We start from the raw sequence: 16,273 nt of genomic DNA on the forward strand, positions 1-16,273 counted from the left end.
CGGTCTTCTAAGATTTTAAATTCTGCATCTTTAATCCTTCCCAACGGTAAACATCATAAAAATCACCATTCACCTTCATTACCCTTAATGTCAACTCATATTGATTTCTAACAGGGCTGCCATCAAGAATACCGGGCTTCCATTTTGCTCCAGATCGCAACAGTCGGACTAACTCATCACCAGCCTTCATATTAGGTGTACTGACTACTTTAAAATTATTCAGCTGACCATTTTTTTCAACGACGAATTGCACAACGACATTCCCATCTTCGCCCGTCGAATTTGGATTATAATTCTTCATGACATAATCACGTAAAGCAATCATCCCTCCGATAGGTTCTGATGTCACGTCTACACGCGTATAATTTTTTACATAGCCACCATTAGGGGCAAATTTGAAATAGAAGGCAGCTTTTGATTCAACAGGTTTACCATCCACCAGGGCAGGCTCCCATTTTGACTGCGACAATAATTTGGTCGCTTGATCAACAAACTGTTTGTCCAGATCCGTCCTGATTTTTAAAGACTTGATTGTACCATCGGGATTAATAATGAAGTAACTTTCAATCACGGGATCGAGGTCTTTATTGGATATTTTCCGTGGCATTTTAAAATTCTGGGCAAACCAGCTGCTCAAGCCATCAACACCAAGCTTTGGGGTAGCAACCGCTTTTTGTGCTTTAGCTGGCGAGCTGTCCTCTTGCATAGTATTTAAACGAATCGGTAAGGTATAGGCCACACGTACTTTTCGACCATTTTGTACGCCGGGGTTCCATTTTGCTGCACTTTTCATTAACTTCAATGCAGCTTCACCGGTACCATAGCCCAGGTCTTTTTTGATTTCAAAACCCGACAAGCTCCCATTCTGTTCTACAATGAAGGAAATTTCAATAATACCATTTACTGCGTTTTCCAATGCGGCTTTCGGGTAGTCGTAATGGCTGCCAACCCACATCATAAATTGCCGCATTCCACCAATGGGTTCAGGAACAACTTCAACTTCGGTAAAAACAGCATCCTTCCGAGGATTCGTTGTATCTTGCCGGATCAAGGCATCGGCGGCTCCCTTTGCATAAGCATTGCTTCCCGCCACGGTTGGTGAAGGTTCAGCAATCGCATTCCATTGCCCTCCCAATGCTTGGTTAGACGAGGTCAATTCTTCAACAGGCATAGCTGATTCTTTTGATCCGGGGATCTCCAATTGGTTAATGGAGCTTTCCACGTCGGTAACAAGATCCTTTGCCCGGCTCGTATTAAATACCAGGGTCGAAGCCGTTACCACCAATAGCATCGGTAAAATGGTTACATACAAAAACTTATGTCTCTGTGTTGACTTATTCTTAAATAACATCATAATTCTTTTCTTTAAAAACGAATGATTAGAAAACTCATGCGTCAGCGGAAGATGATCCGTCTGCAGGGCATGAGCGACCAACATTTCGGCATAAGCCACCTTATCTGTCGAACAGATTTCGTCGGCTATACATTCGTGCTGGAACTTTAACTCCTTTTGAAAGAAATATAAAATCGGATTAAACCAGTTGAAAATTTTCAACAGCTCCATCAAAAGCAAATCATAAGAGTGGCCCTGATCGACATGTACACGCTCATGTAATTCGATACTGCCACTGTCTTTAATAGACTCCCCAATGATGATTTTATTGAAAAATGAAAAACTTAAATAGTCCTGCTCATGACCCAAAGCGCGAAATAACCACATTAGCCGAACGATCAGGAAAACACAGGAAATCGCAACCCCTGCCCAATAGACATAAGTCATTATGTCTATCAAATAAATCGGCTGCTCCTGCGGGTTGCTAATGGCAATATCCATATAGCCGCTCAGATCCACCATCGGTATGGAATACGCGATTATCTCGGCTTTCGGTAATTCAATAAAAATCCCAATGGGTGCCAGGAGCGAGAAAAATATCATCCCGATCAAATAAACCCGATTCCATTGAAAAAAGGTAAGTTTTCGAAAAATCAGCCTATAGAGCGCAAAGCTGATAATCAATGAAACATTGACAATCAATAAGTAAATCATAATCAAAAGTTTATAAGAGGTGGTTGTTGTTATTTGTTTTGTCGGATAATCGAAAGAATATCATCTAATTCCTTGACATCCAATTTATTCTCTTCCAGAAAATAAGAAAGCATACTTTTGGGAGAATTATCAAAATAATTATTCAACAACTTACCAGTGATTCCTTTTTTATATTCCTCTTTTGAAATCTTTGGCAAATACTGATGGCTTTTACCAAAAGACTCATGCGAAACAAAACCCTTGGTTTCGAGAATACGCACTATCGTTGAAACTGTATTGTAAGCAGGTTTTGGTTCAGGTAGTCGGTCAATGATATCTTTGACAAAACCACGTTCCATTTCCCAAAGCTCCTGCATGATCTGTTCTTCTGCTTTAGTCAATTCTTTAAAATCTTCCATAACTCCTTTATATTAACAGTACTGTTGTAATCGATTACCATACAAGTATATAACTAAAGAAATAGTTTTACAACTATTTCTTTAGTTATATATCTAAGTGACTGATTATAAATAAAATAAAATTAAACCAGATACTAATTTATAACAGACTAGTTCTCAAAATTACGTCTGCGTGAAGCTTTCAGTTGGGACTGCTGCTTCTTCCGGCCTAGTCTTTTTAACACACTGGAATAGGGTATTTTGGTTTTCTTTCTTGGTTTTATGGGTATAAGGGCATCCTTCACCAGGTGAAGAAAACGATCAATGGCAATTTCCTTGTTGCGTACCTGCGAGCGGTCTGTATCAGATTCCAGCTGCAAAATGCCTTCTTTATTTATGCGGTTTGCAAGCTTTTCAGTCAGAATGGCCTTTTCCTCCGCTGATAAAACTGTCGACTGCTCCACATCCCATTGTAGGGTCACTTTGGAGGACACCTTATTGACATGTTGCCCCCCTGCCCCACCGGACCGTGAAAATTTAAACGTCAGCTCTCCTATTAATCCTGTTATATTCATTTGTTTTTAAATGCTTCTTCTATTTTTTCCATCTTCTTGAGCAGAAAGCCTAATTTTTCCACTTGGTCACGCTGCACTTCAACCAATTCCTGCTCTTTGCGAATAATGAGATGGTCAATTTTTTCATGTAATTCCCTGATTTCAAGTTCAGCTTTGAGGTTGACCATATAATCATTCCGTGCCCGTTCACGGTCTTTGGCCTCTTGCCTATTTTGGCTCATCATAATGACAGGTGCCTGTAGGGCGGCAACACAAGATAAGATGAGATTAAGCAAAATAAATGGATAAGGGTCAAAACCCTTATTATTTAACCAATAGATATTGACCGCAATCCAGATCAGCAAAAATACGACGAAAGAAATAATAAATGTCCAGCTCCCACCAAATTCGGCAACTTTATCCGCTATACGCTCCCCAACTGAAGTCGCCCCCCCCACCTCACTGTCCATACCTGCACTAATGACCTTATTGTCCTTAAAGCTTTGTATCACTTGTTGATCCAACTGACTGAGCTGTCCAGACTCATCCTTCAAAAATTCCGTAATATAAGCTTCCTTAAACCGCGTCAGCTCCGTCGCAGCAATGCACTTATCTTTCGCAAAACTCGGATATTCCTTCCGAATCAACTTAAAAATAGGTTGTCGAATAGACGCGCCCCAAATACGCTGTTCGATAGGAAATTGTTGTCCTGAAATATCACTTGTGAAATTGTCCATATACCGCTTAAATGTCTACTTAAAGATAATGCTTTTTAAGTAATCAAAAAATTCACAAAACTATGGCAATTGGTTTTTGTTATTTTAGGCATAAATAGTCGAAATTTGCAGCACAAAAAATTAGTTATGAAATCATCAGGATTTATTCGCACAAGGAAAAGGTGGGTAAATCTGAACCTTCATTACCTTTAAAATAGAACCGAGTGCAGCGAGTTCATTTGTACCAATGAAAGCGAACACTAAATAAAAAATTATATCAATGAAAATAGGCATTGTTTGTTATCCCACATTTGGTGGCAGTGGTGTTGTGGCAACGGAATTAGGAAAGGCTTTGGCGGCCAATGGACATGAAATCCATTTTATAACCTACCGACAACCTGCACGCCTAGATTTCTTTTCGGAAAACCTATACTACCACGAAGTAGCAGTATCCCAATATCCCCTTTTTGACTTTTTACCTTACGAATCCGCCCTAGCCAGTAAACTGGTTGATGTTGTACGTTTTGAAAAGCTGGATCTGATTCATGTGCATTATGCAATTCCCCATGCTTCGGCAGCGTTCATGGCAAAGCAAATATTGCTGACGACTTATGGCATTAATATCCCTGTAGTAACCACACTTCATGGTACAGATATTACGCTGGTGGGAAAGGATAAGAGCTTTAGTCCGGTCGTCACCTTCTCGATCAATCAGTCAGATGGTGTAACCGCCGTTTCACAAAATCTAAAAGATGAGACACTTCGGTATTTTGATATCTCCAGAGATATTAAAGTGATTACCAACTTCATCGATCTCGATAGATTCAGCAATAGGGATCGCTCTCATTTCAAAAAAGCGATTGCTCCGGGCAACGAACGGATCTTGGTGCACACCTCCAATTTCAGAAAAGTCAAAAATACAGAAGACGTTATTCGTATATTTAAGAAAGTACATGATGTCATTCCTTCCAAACTGTTAATGGTAGGCGATGGGCCCGAACGCCGCAACGCCGAAGAATTATCCAGAGAATTAGATGTGTGTAAAGATGTTCGCTTTTTGGGCAAACAGGATGCCGTGGAAGAGATCCTATCTGTTTCCGATCTCTTCCTGATGCCTTCCAGTTCCGAAAGTTTTGGATTGGCCGCACTAGAAGCAATGGCTTGTCAGGTCCCGGTAGTTTCATCCAATACAGGTGGATTACCAGAGCTCAATGAAAATGGGGTCACAGGATTCCTCAGCAATGTGGGTGATGTAGATGATATGGCCAAGAATGCAATCTATATTTTAGAAGATGCAGAAAGATTGGAAAAATTTAAAGAAGCGGCATTAAATCATGCTAAAAAATTCCAATTGTCCAATATCATGCCTTTATACGAACAATATTACCAGGAAGTGATTAATCAAACCACAAAAGCGCAATAAATATCATTTTTGGCCTTAAGGGTTGAAAAAAAAATTTTATCTTTGACCTTTGGAAAATTTCCAAAAAAACAATTATGAAATACAAACGTATCTTATTAAAACTTAGCGGTGAATCCTTAATGGGTGACCAAAGCTATGGTATCGATATTAACCGTGTATCGCAATACGCTAATGATATCAAAGAAATTCACGATCAAGGTCTAGAAATCGCAATTGTTATCGGCGGTGGCAACATTTACCGCGGTTTAAGCGCTGAAAAATCAGGGATGGACCGTGTTCAGGCCGACTACATGGGAATGCTTGCGACTGTCATCAACAGTATGGCACTTCAGGATGCACTTGAGAAAGTTGGGAAAAAGACACGTTTGCTAACAGCAATCAAAATGGAACAGATCTGCGAACCATTTATTCGCAGAAGAGCAGTGCGCCACCTGGAAAAGGGACGTATTGTTATTTTTGGAGCTGGTACCGGAAACCCATATTTCACCACCGATACTGCGGCTTCGTTACGCGCGATTGAAATCAATGCCGATGCTGTATTAAAAGGAACACGTGTAGATGGTATCTATACCGCTGATCCGGAGAAAGATCCTAGTGCAACAAAATTTGAAGAAATCTCATTCACAGAGGTATATGAGAAAGGATTGAACGTCATGGATATGACCGCCTTTACACTTTGTCAAGAAAACAAATTACCAATCATTGTATTTGACATGAACAAGCCAGGCAACTTATTGAAACTTGCCAATGGTGAACATGTTGGAACAGTGGTAAAATAATTAATATCTGTAAAAAACGTAATCTTATATGAACGAACTAATTTCAATTGAATTGGACGATTGTAAAGACAAGATGTCCAAAGCAGTTGCTCACACTGAGTCAGAATTAACAAAAATTCGCGCCGGTAAAGCTTCACCGTCTATGTTAGATGGTATTTCAGTCGATTATTATGGTAGTGCTACCCCACTTTCGCAAGTAGCTAACATCAATACTACTGATGCACGGACAATTGTCATCCAACCTTGGGAAAAATCGCTCATCAACGCAATTGAAAAAGCTATTACGGATGCTAACCTTGGCATCAATCCTCAAAATGATGGTATCGTAATCCGCTTAAATGTCCCTCCTTTGACTGAAGAAAGAAGACGTGACTTGGTAAAAAAAGTAAAAGAAGAGACTGAAAGAGGCCGTATCGCTATCCGTAATATTCGTAAGGATACAAATGAGTCCATCAAAAAACTAAAAAATGATGGCGCTTCAGAAGATGAAATCAAAACTGCTGAAGGTGAAGTCCAAAAATTGACTGACGCATACATTGTAAAAGTTGATAAATTGGCTGAACTGAAAGAAAAAGATATCATGACTGTTTAAGTTGCTATTCTTAAACAAGTAAAACGAGGATGTTCAAAAAGATTGAATATCCTCGTTTTTTTATGGTACTTGTATACCACTACCCGCTCTCGTTAAATATCCGACGGGCCTACTATAAAATATTCCGGGAGGTTTTATTGATTTTTGAGTAAAATAATTGTACATTGTACACTAACAAATAATCAGTTATATAATGAACAATTCTCGCCGTCAATTTTTAAAGCAAGCTGGAATAGGTCTTTCGGCAGCTTATCTGATGCCCAATTTGATATCTTGTCAAAATAAAACGGGCGCTGTCAGTGACAATCCCCTGCAGAACATAGGTGTACAGCTCTACTCCATACGGGATTTAATGGATAAAGATCCGAAAGGTTCTTTGGAGCAAATTGCAAAAATTGGCTTCAAACATGTTGAGTTATATGGTATTGATCCCACCGCAAAACAATTCTGGAAATTACCTTATAAAGAGTTAAAAAAGATTTTGGATGACAATGGTTTAAAAACCCATTCAGGTCACTACGACATGTCTAAATATCTCAGTAAATCCCATACAGATAAAGAAGATTTATCCATTTACTTTGATGCAGCCAAAGAACTTGGTCAGGAGTATGTTATTGCTCCGGTAACACCTATGTTCGATATTAATGCGCTTAAAAAAGATGATTACCTCTATGCCGCAGAACAACTGAATAAGGCAGGTGAGCAGGCGAAGAAACTCGGATTGAAGATTGCATACCACAACCATTTCTGGGAATTTAGAGATCTGGGCAATCATACCATGGGGGAAGAAGTCATGTTAGCTTTCACAGAACCTGATCTGGTGGATTTTGAACTTGATCTTTTCTGGGCCGAGAAAGCCGGAAAAAACCCAATATCTATATTCGAAAAATTCCCGAACAGATTTAAATTATGGCATGTGAAGGATATGGACCGCACCAAATCCAATCCGATCGAATGGCCTAAGGACGGTAAGTTGCCGGTTGAACAGATCTTTAAAGATATCAGATATACCGAAGTGGGTACCGGAAGTATCAATTTTACCGAGATTGTCAAAGAAAAGGCTAAAGCAGGGCTGAAATATGCTTTCGTGGAGCAAGACGACATCTATATGCCAAATAAGATGGAGAGTCTTAAAAAGAGCTACGACTATGTGCAGGCAAATCTTATCAAATAAAAAAGGGAAGCAAATGCTTCCCTTTTTTATTTGATAAATTCCCTTAGAATTGTGTATCCTCTACTTCAACGGCTGTCTCAATTACTTTACGCGCCAGCTCCTCCTTGAAGTCAATAATATTTTTACTAATCGTCTCATCATGAGTTCCTAGAATCTGAGCAGCCAAAATACCTGCATTTTTTGCAGCATTTAAAGCAACTGTAGCTACTGGAATTCCGTTGGGCATCTGCAGGATTGACAATACCGAATCCCATCCGTCGATAGAATTGGAGGATTTTACAGGGACACCGATCACAGGCAAATGCGTAATTGAAGCGACCATTCCCGGTAAATGCGCAGCACCACCAGCTCCAGCAATAATTACTTTCAAACCGCGGGATGCGGCATCTTTCGCATAATCAAACATGCGTTGCGGCGTACGGTGCGCCGAAACGATCGTGACTTCAAATTCTACTCCAAGGACTTTTAGGACATCAATGGCATCCTGCATAACTGGAAGATCGGATTTACTTCCCATGATAATGCCTACCTGGGCCTTATTATTGACTGACATAGTATTATTAAGCTTTAACTTTTAATATTTCTTGTACTTTTCTTGCATTGGAGATTGCTTTATCCCGGTCATCATTGATGATACATACGTGGCCCATCTTGCGGAAAGGTTTTGTATACTTCTTACCATACAGATGCAAATAAACTCCTTCCATCGCCAATACTTCCTCTACACCATCATATTTTGCCAAACCTTCATAACCGTCTTCACCCAAAAGATTGATCATGACCGCATTTGTCCGACATCTCGTATCACCCAATGGTAAATTGAATATTGCTCTTAAATGTTGGGCAAATTGAGAAACATAATTGCCCTCTATCGATTGATGTCCGCTATTATGTGGGCGCGGAGCCAGTTCATTCACCAAAATATCACCGTTTTTCGTTAGGAACATTTCCACAGCAAGCAAGCCCACGATCTGCAAATCGTCCGCAATTTTCTTTGCAATTGCTTCCGCACGCTGCTGAATTTCCACGCCATACAAGGATGGCGCTATAAGAAACTCTACCAAATTAGCTTGTGGATTGAATTCCATCTCTACCATCGGAAAGGTAGAGACATCCCCCCGATCGTTACGGGCGACAATAACAGCGATTTCCTTTTCAAAATCTACCCACTCTTCAATTAAACTCGGTTCTTCAAAAGCATCCTGAATATCCGCTTCAGTAACAATTTTCTTAACCCCTTTTCCATCATAACCATCTTTACGCAATTTCTGAATGTAAGGTAGACTCAAGGAAGGATTTTTTAAATTATCCTTTGTTGATATCAATTGAAATGCCGAGGTCGGGATATCATTTTGTTTAAAGAACTGTTTCTGTAAACCCTTATCCTGGATCAGACGAATGATACGCGACTGTGGATAAACGATTACGCCTTCCTCTTCCAGTTTCTCCAGGGCATCAACATTTACTTTTTCGATTTCGATCGTTATCAAATCCAGGTCTTTCCCAAAATTATATACTGTCTCAAAATCACTCAATGAACCACATTCAAACTTATTACACAGTTTCCGACAAGGAGCATTCTTATCAGGATCCAATACATGAACGTTTACATTGTAATTAATGGCTTCCTGGATTAACATTCTTCCGAGTTGACCACCACCAAGAATGCCTAATTGCAGTTCGCCATAAAAATCTTTTGCCATAATTGATTTTAAAATCTTATAAAATTTATCTTCTAAGCTTTTTCCTTGAACAGTTGTTCGCCTAATAAGCTCTCTTTATCTATCTTTTTTTGCAGTTCAATAAAAGCACCGATAAGCGCTTCTGGCCGCGGAGGACAACCTTGAACATACACATCCACCGGAATGATCCGATCCACTCCCTTAACCACATGGTAACCGTGTTGCCAATAAGGTCCACCACAATTGGAACAGGATCCCATCGAGATCACATATTTGGGATCTGGCATCTGCTCGTATAGTTTTTTTATGCGGTCAGCCATTTTGAATGTAACGGTACCTGCTATTATAATGACATCAGACTGTCTCGGCGAAGGCCTTGGAAAAACGCCCATCCGATCCAAGTCATAAGTCGACGCCATCGCCCCCATCATCTCGATCGCACAACAGGCAATGCCAAAACTCATGGGCCACATGGACGAAAGCCTCGCCCAGTTTAGCAAATCATCTAATTTGGCAACAACGACACCATTATTTTGCAGTTGACTATCTAAACTCATGCTTACTCAGGTTTTTTAAATCGAGGTTTAAAAGCAATCTTTGGAGCAGCCGCTACTTCCTGTACGACAGTATTCTCCATAGCCGCGTTTGCCGGCTCCCTGTAGTCCCGCACCTGATAAGTGCTATTATTCAATGTGGAATAAGCACTTTGCGGAATATTTACAGGAACCTTAGGCAGAGATACGTTAGGTTTCACCCATTCCAGATCGCCTTTTTTCCAGACAAAGACCAATCCCAAGATTAATATACCGATAAACATGGCCATTTCAATCATTGTAAACCAGCCCCATCGACCGTCTGCGGCAATGTATTCCGATTGCCCAAATACAGTTGCCCATGGAAAAATAAAAATAAGCTCTACATCAAACAACAGGAACACCAGGGCAATGACGTAGAATCGAGGGTTAAATTGTACCCAAGAAGATCCGACAGGATCTTCACCACATTCGTAAGTACCAGATTTAATGGGATTATTCCTTTTGGGAGAAATTAAACGTGCTAGAAAAATGGTCGCACAGACTAACAGCGCCCCTATCAGCAGAATGATAAGGATTTTGCCGTATTCCGATAATTGCGCGGGGTCATCCATAATAATTACAAATTTAACAATTATTTCGTTTACTCGAGCGAGGAACTTGAAATTACAAATTATTTATTAAAAAAATGGGGCATTGTATGCGTACAATGCCCCATAATATATAACTATACACCAAAATTACATTTTTCCGGGCATTTTAGGCATATTGCGCATCAACTTAGCGGCCATCGCCGGGTTAGACATTTGCTTCATCACTTTGCGCATATCACCAAATTGCTTCAACAATTTGTTCACTTCATTAATGTCTGTTCCGGAACCTTTGGCAATCCGTAAGCGACGTTTTTGATCAATTACATCTGGATTTTCACGCTCAAAAGGAGTCATTGAATCAATGATCGCTTCAATAGGTTTGAATGCATTGTCATCGACTTCAATATCCTTCATTGCCTTTCCTACCCCGGGAATCATGCCCATCAAATCTTTCATATTACCCATTTTTTTGATCTGTTGGATCTGGGATTTGAAATCATTGAAATCAAATTTATTCTTACGGATTTTCTTTTGAAGCTCAGCAGCTTGTTTTTCGTCGAACTGTTGTTGTGCACGCTCCACCAAGGATACCACGTCACCCATGCCCAAAATACGGGATGCCATACGATCTGGATAGAAAACATCCAATGCATCCATCTTCTCTCCGGTACCGATAAACTTAATTGGTTTATTGACAACAGATTTTATGGATAGCGCAGCACCACCGCGTGTATCGCCATCCAATTTGGTCAATACAACACCTGTAAAATCAAGACGATCGTTGAATGTCTTCGCTGTATTGACAGCATCCTGACCAGTCATCGAGTCAACTACAAATAAGATCTCATCCGGTTTTGTCGCTTCCTTAACGGCAGTGATCTCCACCATTAACGGCTCATCTATCGCCAGACGACCGGCGGTATCGATGATTACAACATTATGACCATTGCGTTTTGCCTCTTCAACACCTGCTTTTGCAATAGCAATCGGATCCGTTGATTCTCTATCGACATAAACCGGAACACCAACTTGCTCAGCCAGCACCTCCAATTGATCAATCGCTGCCGGACGATAAACGTCACCCGCAACCAACAATGGTTTCTTATTCTTTTTATCTTTTAGGTATAAGGCCAACTTGCCGGAAAAAGTTGTTTTACCGGCACCGTTCAGACCTGCGATCAAAATAACAGTAGGGTTTTTACCGATCTCCAACTCTGTAACTGAACCACCCATCAATTCCGTCAGCTCATCATTCATGATTTTAGTCAACAACTGACCTGGAGAAATACTTGTCAATACATTCTGCCCTAAAGCTTTTTGTCTAACATCATCTGTAAAAGTTTTAGCAGTCTTGTAATTCACATCGGCATCCAACAATGCTTTACGAATTTCTTTCATCGTTTCGGCAACGTTGATTTCGGTAATACTGCCTTGTCCTTTTAATACCTTAAAGGCCCTATCTAGCTTATCTTGAAGATTTGAAAACATAAAATCTGAGTCTTATTCTATATAAACAGCAAAGTTAAAAAAATTGTCTGTAGTAACCTCATTAACACCCCATAAAAAATGCGACTATTAAAAATAATCGCATTTATATGTAAACTAAAGTTACAATCTCGCCCCTTAATCGCTTCGACGCCCACCAAATAAGATGGAAGCATAGTATAAAAGTGTCACCAAGGCACTCAAAGCAGCGACAACGTAAGTCATAGCAGCCCATTTTAAAGCATCTTTTGCACCATCATGCTCCTCACCATTATAGGTAACACCAGCATGGTTCAACCATTCCAAGGCACGGTTTGAGGCATCAAATTCTACCGGAAGTGTAATGAAGGAGAAAATTGTTGTGATCGCCAATGCACCTACACCTACAGCCAATAACCATGGATTGCCACCTTTAGAAAAAGCAAATAACATCACACCCAGCATCAATACCCAAGAGGTAATTTTGGAGGCCGCATTTACCATAGGTACCATTGCCGAACGGAAACCTAACCACTTATAAGCTTTTGCATGCTGGACCGCATGCCCACATTCATGGGCAGCCACAGCCGCCGCTGCAACACTCCGCCCACTATACACCTCAGGACTTAGGTTTACCGTTTTATCCGATGGATTGTAATGATCTCCCAAGCGATCAGGAATCGACAATACCTTCACATCATATATACCATTATCATTAAGCATTTTTTGCGCAATCTCCGCACCTGACATCCCATTACCCAAGGGCATCTCCGAATACTTCTTAAATTTGTTTTTAAATCGTGTCTGGACAATCAGGCTTACCACCATTATTCCAATAAATAAAATCAAGTACATAGCTTTTTATATTTTTATCGTTATTCTGTTTTAATCGTTTCAATATGATAATCAAACCCCATTCCAATTCCTATAAATTGATGAAGACATGAACTTCTAAGATAATAAAAAGCGTATAACTGACAAAAACAACAAATTCTTCTGATGCCAACATGACATTGTAGCATAAAAAAGGGAGTGAAAAAATCACCCCCTTCGATTGTTATTTTCTAAATTATAGTGCTTGTCCGATTATCCCATCTGAAAAACCAGGTCAGAACCTTCTATCATTTTACGTAAATTGCTCAATGCATAGCGCATTCTCCCTAAAGCTGTATTGATACTCACTTCTGTTATCTCAGCAATATCTTTAAAACTCATATCACAAAAGTGACGCATAATTAAAACCTCTTTCTGATCATCCGGTAGTTTCTGTATCATTTTCTTTAAATCGACATCGACTTGTTGTTTCAGCATTTTAGATTCAGCGCTTTCATCACTGAATTCCAATACTTCAAAAATGTCAAAACCATCTGCATTTACAATATTGGGGGCCCGTTTGGCTTTCCTGAAAAAGTCAACGATCATATTATGCGCAATACGGATTGCCCATGGCAAAAATTTCCCCTCTTCGTTGTATTTGCCCGATTTTAAGGTGTTGATGATTTTAATGAAAGTCTCCTGGAAAATATCTTCAGCAAGATATTCGTCTTTTACTTTCATATATATAGAGGTGTAAATTTTCGATTTATATCGATTCAACAATGCCTCTAGGCCGGATTCTTGGCCACCGACATACATTTGGATCAATTCTTGATCACTCTTACTTTTCAAAAGTCTCATACGTCACTTACTTTTTTAGCAGTTCGCAATTAAATTATCAGTTCTGTTGTAAAATGTAAATGTTTAGCGTATAGTGTTCCTTTCTTATTGTAAAACAATCAATTAATACTCTCTCAAAGTACCGTAAAATTATTGAGTAATCAAATTTTTACATTTTATTTTAAGACTTTTTAACATTTTAAAAGTTAAAAAGTCCCTTCCCTTCGCAAAAAATGCACCTGACAAAACACGTAGGTCTGACCCAATTTATCCGATGATTTACGCTGATCCTTATTCATAAATAATAGGAGCTAATAGGACCTCATTCGGATAAAAGCGTATAAAGTACCTACTAATTCCCTATTATATTCCTATAAAGTATATATTATTTAAAAAGTAGTTTCCTTATTACCAGCAAGAGAATATAGGTTAGTTTCGCAGTTTTCATACTGCCGCGAAAATACATCTTAGAAGTGGGGAGCAAACATAGGCAGAACAGGGAGTTCTAACTGTAGTCTATGTTCAAAACGAAAAAAGCGGAACCACCCCAATTGGAGTGATTCCGCTTTTCTATATAGAGACAATCGTCTTATTTATACAATGGAAATTCAGCCATCATGGCTTTTACCTTGCCATGGATTTTATCCAATTCAGCATCGTTCGATGCATTTTGCAATGCTTCGTCAATTAACTCTCCGATTTGAACAATTTCATTTTCTTTGATTCCACGTGTCGTGATCGCCGCAGTACCAAAACGTACACCTGAAGTCACAAAAGGAGAACGTGTATCAAAAGGAACCATGTTTTTGTTTGTTGTGATACCTGCTTTACCCAATACCGCTTCTGCTTCTTTACCGGAAATGTCTTTGTTGCGTAGGTCAACCAACATCAAGTGGTTATCTGTACCACCAGAGATAATTTTATAATCTTTATCAACGAAATACTTCGCTAATGCTGCAGCATTTTTCTTCACCTGAACAATGTACTCCATATACTCGTCTGATAAAGCTTCACCGTAAGCAATTGCTTTTGCAGCGATTGTATGTTCCAATGGGCCACCTTGTGTACCAGGGAACACAGCAAGATCCAACAATTGCGTTATTGTACGGATTTCGCCTTTAGGTGTTTTGATACCCCAAGGGTTTTCAAAGTCCTTACCGACCATAATCATACCGCCACGTGGGCCACGTAATGTTTTATGTGTCGTTGTTGTGACGATATGACAATGTGGAAGTGGATCATTCAATAAACCACGAGCGATCAAACCCGCAGGGTGGGAAATATCCGCCAAAACAATCGCACCGATTTCATCAGCAACTTTACGGATACGGGCATAATCCCAATCACGCGAATAAGCCGAAGCACCACAGATGATCATTTTTGGTTTTTCACGAAGTGCGGTCTCCTCCAATTGCTCGTAATCAATCAGACCTGTATCTTCTTTTACACCATAAAATAATGGTTGATAAATCTTACCGGAAAGATTTGCCGGTGATCCATGAGTCAAGTGTCCACCATGAGATAAATCAAGACCTAAAATTTTGTCGCCAGGCTTGATTGTTGCCAAAAAAACAGCAGCATTCGCCTGTGCGCCAGAGTGAGGTTGAACATTTACCCATTCTGCGCCGAATAATTGCTTCGCACGATCAATAGCGATGGTTTCAATCTCATCCACAACTTCACAACCTCCATAGTAACGTTTTCCTGGGAGGCCTTCTGCATATTTATTTGTCAACACTGAACCAGCAGCTTCCATCACTTGTTTTGAAACAAAGTTTTCCGAAGCAATTAATTCAATACCTTCTTCTTGGCGTTTAAGCTCATCAGCTATTAAATTAAAAATGGCTTGATCTCTTTCCATTGTTTTTAAATGTTGTAAAGTAAATTTTGTTTTTATTTTAATGCCTCAAAGATAGCATATTCCATAAAGAATATCGACAAAAAGCCATATTTTATTAAATGTTCTTAGAAAAATAGCCTTATTTATGCGAATTACCTAATTTGCATAACACCCATTTAAAGCTTAATACCTAGGCGCCAATCCAAAAAGAATTGAATGTTTTGTAAATGTCAAAAAATCCAATACAAACAATTTGCGATTTAAAATATGTATTTTTGCTTAAGAATTGGCTAAAACGATATCAAAATGAGCACAGAACATACAGCAATTGCTCCCGTTACCTTAACTCAAGGGGCAATCAAGGAACTCAATAAATTAAAGGATCAGCAAGAAATCTCTGATGATTTTGGTTTACGTGTCGGTGTAGAAGGTGGTGGTTGTTCGGGTATGAGTTATATCCTGGGCTTTGACCAGAAAAAAGATGGAGACAACGAGTACGAAATCGAAGGTATCCGCATTTTTATGAACAAAGCACACGGCCTATATCTTGCAGGCATGGAAATTGATTTCAAGTCAGGGCTGGATGCAAGAGGTTTTACTTTCAATAACCCAAATGCGACAAGCACCTGTGGTTGTGGAAGTAGTTTTTCAGCATAAAGTTGAAATTTAAACATATTCCAACAAAAAGGGGACTGCAATGCGCAATCCCTTTTTTGTTTCATGCTGATTCCAGCAGCTCGATTGGCTCATATTCCACCAGAATTTCCCTGCTTTTTTTAACTTGCAGTTCCAGTTTACCTGCCCCCTAGCCGTACAACCCTTCCGATTGGACGAGAATGAGAA

At 39.6% G+C, this 16,273-nt stretch carries 17 protein-coding genes; 5 read left to right on the top strand and 12 right to left on the bottom strand.

Annotated elements, in window-relative coordinates:
* Nucleotides 1–7: 7 nt before the first annotated feature.
* The 4 genes from HMAT_RS21385 to HMAT_RS21400 form a co-directional block, all read right to left on the bottom strand.
* The gene (locus HMAT_RS21385; protein WP_104384892.1) at nt 8–2,047 is read right to left on the bottom strand and encodes an energy transducer TonB; all 2,040 of its coding nucleotides are present in this window, start codon (nt 2,045–2,047) and stop codon (nt 8–10) included.
* Nucleotides 2,048–2,076: 29 nt separating this feature from the next.
* Nucleotides 2,077–2,445: a BlaI/MecI/CopY family transcriptional regulator gene (locus HMAT_RS21390; RefSeq protein ID WP_104384893.1), complete on the bottom strand. Its 369-nt coding sequence runs from the start codon at nt 2,443–2,445 to the stop codon at nt 2,077–2,079.
* A 149-nt stretch (nt 2,446–2,594) separates the two neighbouring features.
* Nucleotides 2,595–2,999: an alternative ribosome rescue aminoacyl-tRNA hydrolase ArfB gene (gene arfB / locus HMAT_RS21395; protein WP_104384894.1), complete on the bottom strand. Its 405-nt coding sequence runs from the start codon at nt 2,997–2,999 to the stop codon at nt 2,595–2,597.
* Nucleotides 2,996–3,715, bottom strand: coding sequence for a DUF1003 domain-containing protein (locus tag HMAT_RS21400; RefSeq protein ID WP_104384895.1), 720 nt, complete (start codon nt 3,713–3,715; stop codon nt 2,996–2,998). Before HMAT_RS21400 ends, arfB begins: the two co-directional genes overlap by 4 nt.
* Before the next feature lie 259 nt (nt 3,716–3,974).
* Between HMAT_RS21400 and bshA the strand changes: the two genes are divergently transcribed.
* The 4 genes from bshA (at nt 3,975) to HMAT_RS21420 (ending at nt 7,662) form a co-directional block, all read left to right on the top strand.
* Nucleotides 3,975–5,117, top strand: coding sequence for an N-acetyl-alpha-D-glucosaminyl L-malate synthase BshA (gene bshA / locus HMAT_RS21405; protein ID WP_104384896.1), 1,143 nt, complete (start codon nt 3,975–3,977; stop codon nt 5,115–5,117).
* 74 nt (nt 5,118–5,191) lie between these two features.
* Nucleotides 5,192–5,896 carry a UMP kinase gene (pyrH, locus tag HMAT_RS21410; RefSeq protein ID WP_075991132.1) on the top strand — a complete coding sequence of 235 codons (705 nt, stop codon included), beginning with the start codon at nt 5,192–5,194 and terminating at the stop codon, nt 5,894–5,896.
* A gap of 28 nt (nt 5,897–5,924) precedes the next feature.
* Nucleotides 5,925–6,488: a ribosome recycling factor gene (gene frr / locus HMAT_RS21415; protein ID WP_104384897.1), complete on the top strand. Its 564-nt coding sequence runs from the start codon at nt 5,925–5,927 to the stop codon at nt 6,486–6,488.
* A 193-nt stretch (nt 6,489–6,681) separates the two neighbouring features.
* Nucleotides 6,682–7,662 carry a sugar phosphate isomerase/epimerase gene (locus HMAT_RS21420; RefSeq protein WP_104384898.1) on the top strand — a complete coding sequence of 327 codons (981 nt, stop codon included), beginning with the start codon at nt 6,682–6,684 and terminating at the stop codon, nt 7,660–7,662.
* 43 nt (nt 7,663–7,705) lie between these two features.
* Here the strand turns inward: HMAT_RS21420 and purE are convergent, their stop codons facing one another.
* From purE to glyA, 8 genes are all read right to left on the bottom strand, one after another.
* Nucleotides 7,706–8,215: a 5-(carboxyamino)imidazole ribonucleotide mutase gene (gene purE / locus HMAT_RS21425; protein ID WP_104384899.1), complete on the bottom strand. Its 510-nt coding sequence runs from the start codon at nt 8,213–8,215 to the stop codon at nt 7,706–7,708.
* A 7-nt stretch (nt 8,216–8,222) separates the two neighbouring features.
* Nucleotides 8,223–9,365: a 5-(carboxyamino)imidazole ribonucleotide synthase gene (locus HMAT_RS21430; RefSeq protein WP_104384900.1), complete on the bottom strand. Its 1,143-nt coding sequence runs from the start codon at nt 9,363–9,365 to the stop codon at nt 8,223–8,225.
* 32 nt (nt 9,366–9,397) lie between these two features.
* On the bottom strand, nt 9,398–9,901 hold the full coding sequence (locus HMAT_RS21435) for an NADH-quinone oxidoreductase subunit B (RefSeq protein ID WP_104384901.1): 504 nt from the start codon (nt 9,899–9,901) through the stop codon (nt 9,398–9,400).
* 2 nt (nt 9,902–9,903) lie between these two features.
* Nucleotides 9,904–10,491 (bottom strand): NADH-quinone oxidoreductase subunit A, encoded by a 588-nt coding sequence (locus HMAT_RS21440; protein WP_104384902.1) that lies wholly within the window; start codon nt 10,489–10,491, stop codon nt 9,904–9,906.
* A gap of 126 nt (nt 10,492–10,617) precedes the next feature.
* The gene (ffh, locus tag HMAT_RS21445) at nt 10,618–11,958 is read right to left on the bottom strand and encodes a signal recognition particle protein (protein ID WP_104384903.1); all 1,341 of its coding nucleotides are present in this window, start codon (nt 11,956–11,958) and stop codon (nt 10,618–10,620) included.
* 135 nt (nt 11,959–12,093) lie between these two features.
* Nucleotides 12,094–12,789: a zinc metallopeptidase gene (locus tag HMAT_RS21450; RefSeq protein ID WP_104384904.1), complete on the bottom strand. Its 696-nt coding sequence runs from the start codon at nt 12,787–12,789 to the stop codon at nt 12,094–12,096.
* Nucleotides 12,790–13,020: 231 nt separating this feature from the next.
* A complete protein-coding gene (locus HMAT_RS21455; RefSeq protein WP_077437828.1) occupies nt 13,021–13,611 on the bottom strand; it encodes an RNA polymerase sigma factor in 591 nt (196 codons plus the stop codon).
* Nucleotides 13,612–14,179: 568 nt separating this feature from the next.
* Nucleotides 14,180–15,451 (bottom strand): serine hydroxymethyltransferase, encoded by a 1,272-nt coding sequence (glyA, locus tag HMAT_RS21460; RefSeq protein ID WP_104384905.1) that lies wholly within the window; start codon nt 15,449–15,451, stop codon nt 14,180–14,182.
* Nucleotides 15,452–15,736: 285 nt separating this feature from the next.
* On the opposite strand from glyA, the gene HMAT_RS21465 reads away from it, so the two are divergent.
* Nucleotides 15,737–16,087 (top strand): iron-sulfur cluster assembly accessory protein, encoded by a 351-nt coding sequence (locus HMAT_RS21465; RefSeq protein ID WP_104384906.1) that lies wholly within the window; start codon nt 15,737–15,739, stop codon nt 16,085–16,087.
* Nucleotides 16,088–16,273: the final 186 nt, after the last annotated feature.

The organism is Sphingobacterium sp. HMA12, assembly GCF_002933815.1.
Classification (GTDB): domain Bacteria; phylum Bacteroidota; class Bacteroidia; order Sphingobacteriales; family Sphingobacteriaceae; genus Sphingobacterium.

Coding starts and splice junctions, on each gene's coding strand:
- HMAT_RS21385 (WP_104384892.1), bottom strand. CDS start 2,047: ATGATTTACTTATTGATTGTCAATGTTTCATTGATTATCAGCTTTGCG.
- HMAT_RS21390 (WP_104384893.1), bottom strand. CDS start 2,445: ATGGAAGATTTTAAAGAATTGACTAAAGCAGAAGAACAGATCATGCAG.
- arfB (WP_104384894.1), bottom strand. CDS start 2,999: ATGAATATAACAGGATTAATAGGAGAGCTGACGTTTAAATTTTCACGG.
- HMAT_RS21400 (WP_104384895.1), bottom strand. CDS start 3,715: ATGGACAATTTCACAAGTGATATTTCAGGACAACAATTTCCTATCGAA.
- bshA (WP_104384896.1), top strand. CDS start 3,975: ATGAAAATAGGCATTGTTTGTTATCCCACATTTGGTGGCAGTGGTGTT.
- pyrH (WP_075991132.1), top strand. CDS start 5,192: ATGAAATACAAACGTATCTTATTAAAACTTAGCGGTGAATCCTTAATG.
- frr (WP_104384897.1), top strand. CDS start 5,925: ATGAACGAACTAATTTCAATTGAATTGGACGATTGTAAAGACAAGATG.
- HMAT_RS21420 (WP_104384898.1), top strand. CDS start 6,682: ATGAACAATTCTCGCCGTCAATTTTTAAAGCAAGCTGGAATAGGTCTT.
- purE (WP_104384899.1), bottom strand. CDS start 8,215: ATGTCAGTCAATAATAAGGCCCAGGTAGGCATTATCATGGGAAGTAAA.
- HMAT_RS21430 (WP_104384900.1), bottom strand. CDS start 9,365: ATGGCAAAAGATTTTTATGGCGAACTGCAATTAGGCATTCTTGGTGGT.
- HMAT_RS21435 (WP_104384901.1), bottom strand. CDS start 9,901: ATGAGTTTAGATAGTCAACTGCAAAATAATGGTGTCGTTGTTGCCAAA.
- HMAT_RS21440 (WP_104384902.1), bottom strand. CDS start 10,491: ATGGATGACCCCGCGCAATTATCGGAATACGGCAAAATCCTTATCATT.
- ffh (WP_104384903.1), bottom strand. CDS start 11,958: ATGTTTTCAAATCTTCAAGATAAGCTAGATAGGGCCTTTAAGGTATTA.
- HMAT_RS21450 (WP_104384904.1), bottom strand. CDS start 12,789: ATGTACTTGATTTTATTTATTGGAATAATGGTGGTAAGCCTGATTGTC.
- HMAT_RS21455 (WP_077437828.1), bottom strand. CDS start 13,611: ATGAGACTTTTGAAAAGTAAGAGTGATCAAGAATTGATCCAAATGTAT.
- glyA (WP_104384905.1), bottom strand. CDS start 15,451: ATGGAAAGAGATCAAGCCATTTTTAATTTAATAGCTGATGAGCTTAAA.
- HMAT_RS21465 (WP_104384906.1), top strand. CDS start 15,737: ATGAGCACAGAACATACAGCAATTGCTCCCGTTACCTTAACTCAAGGG.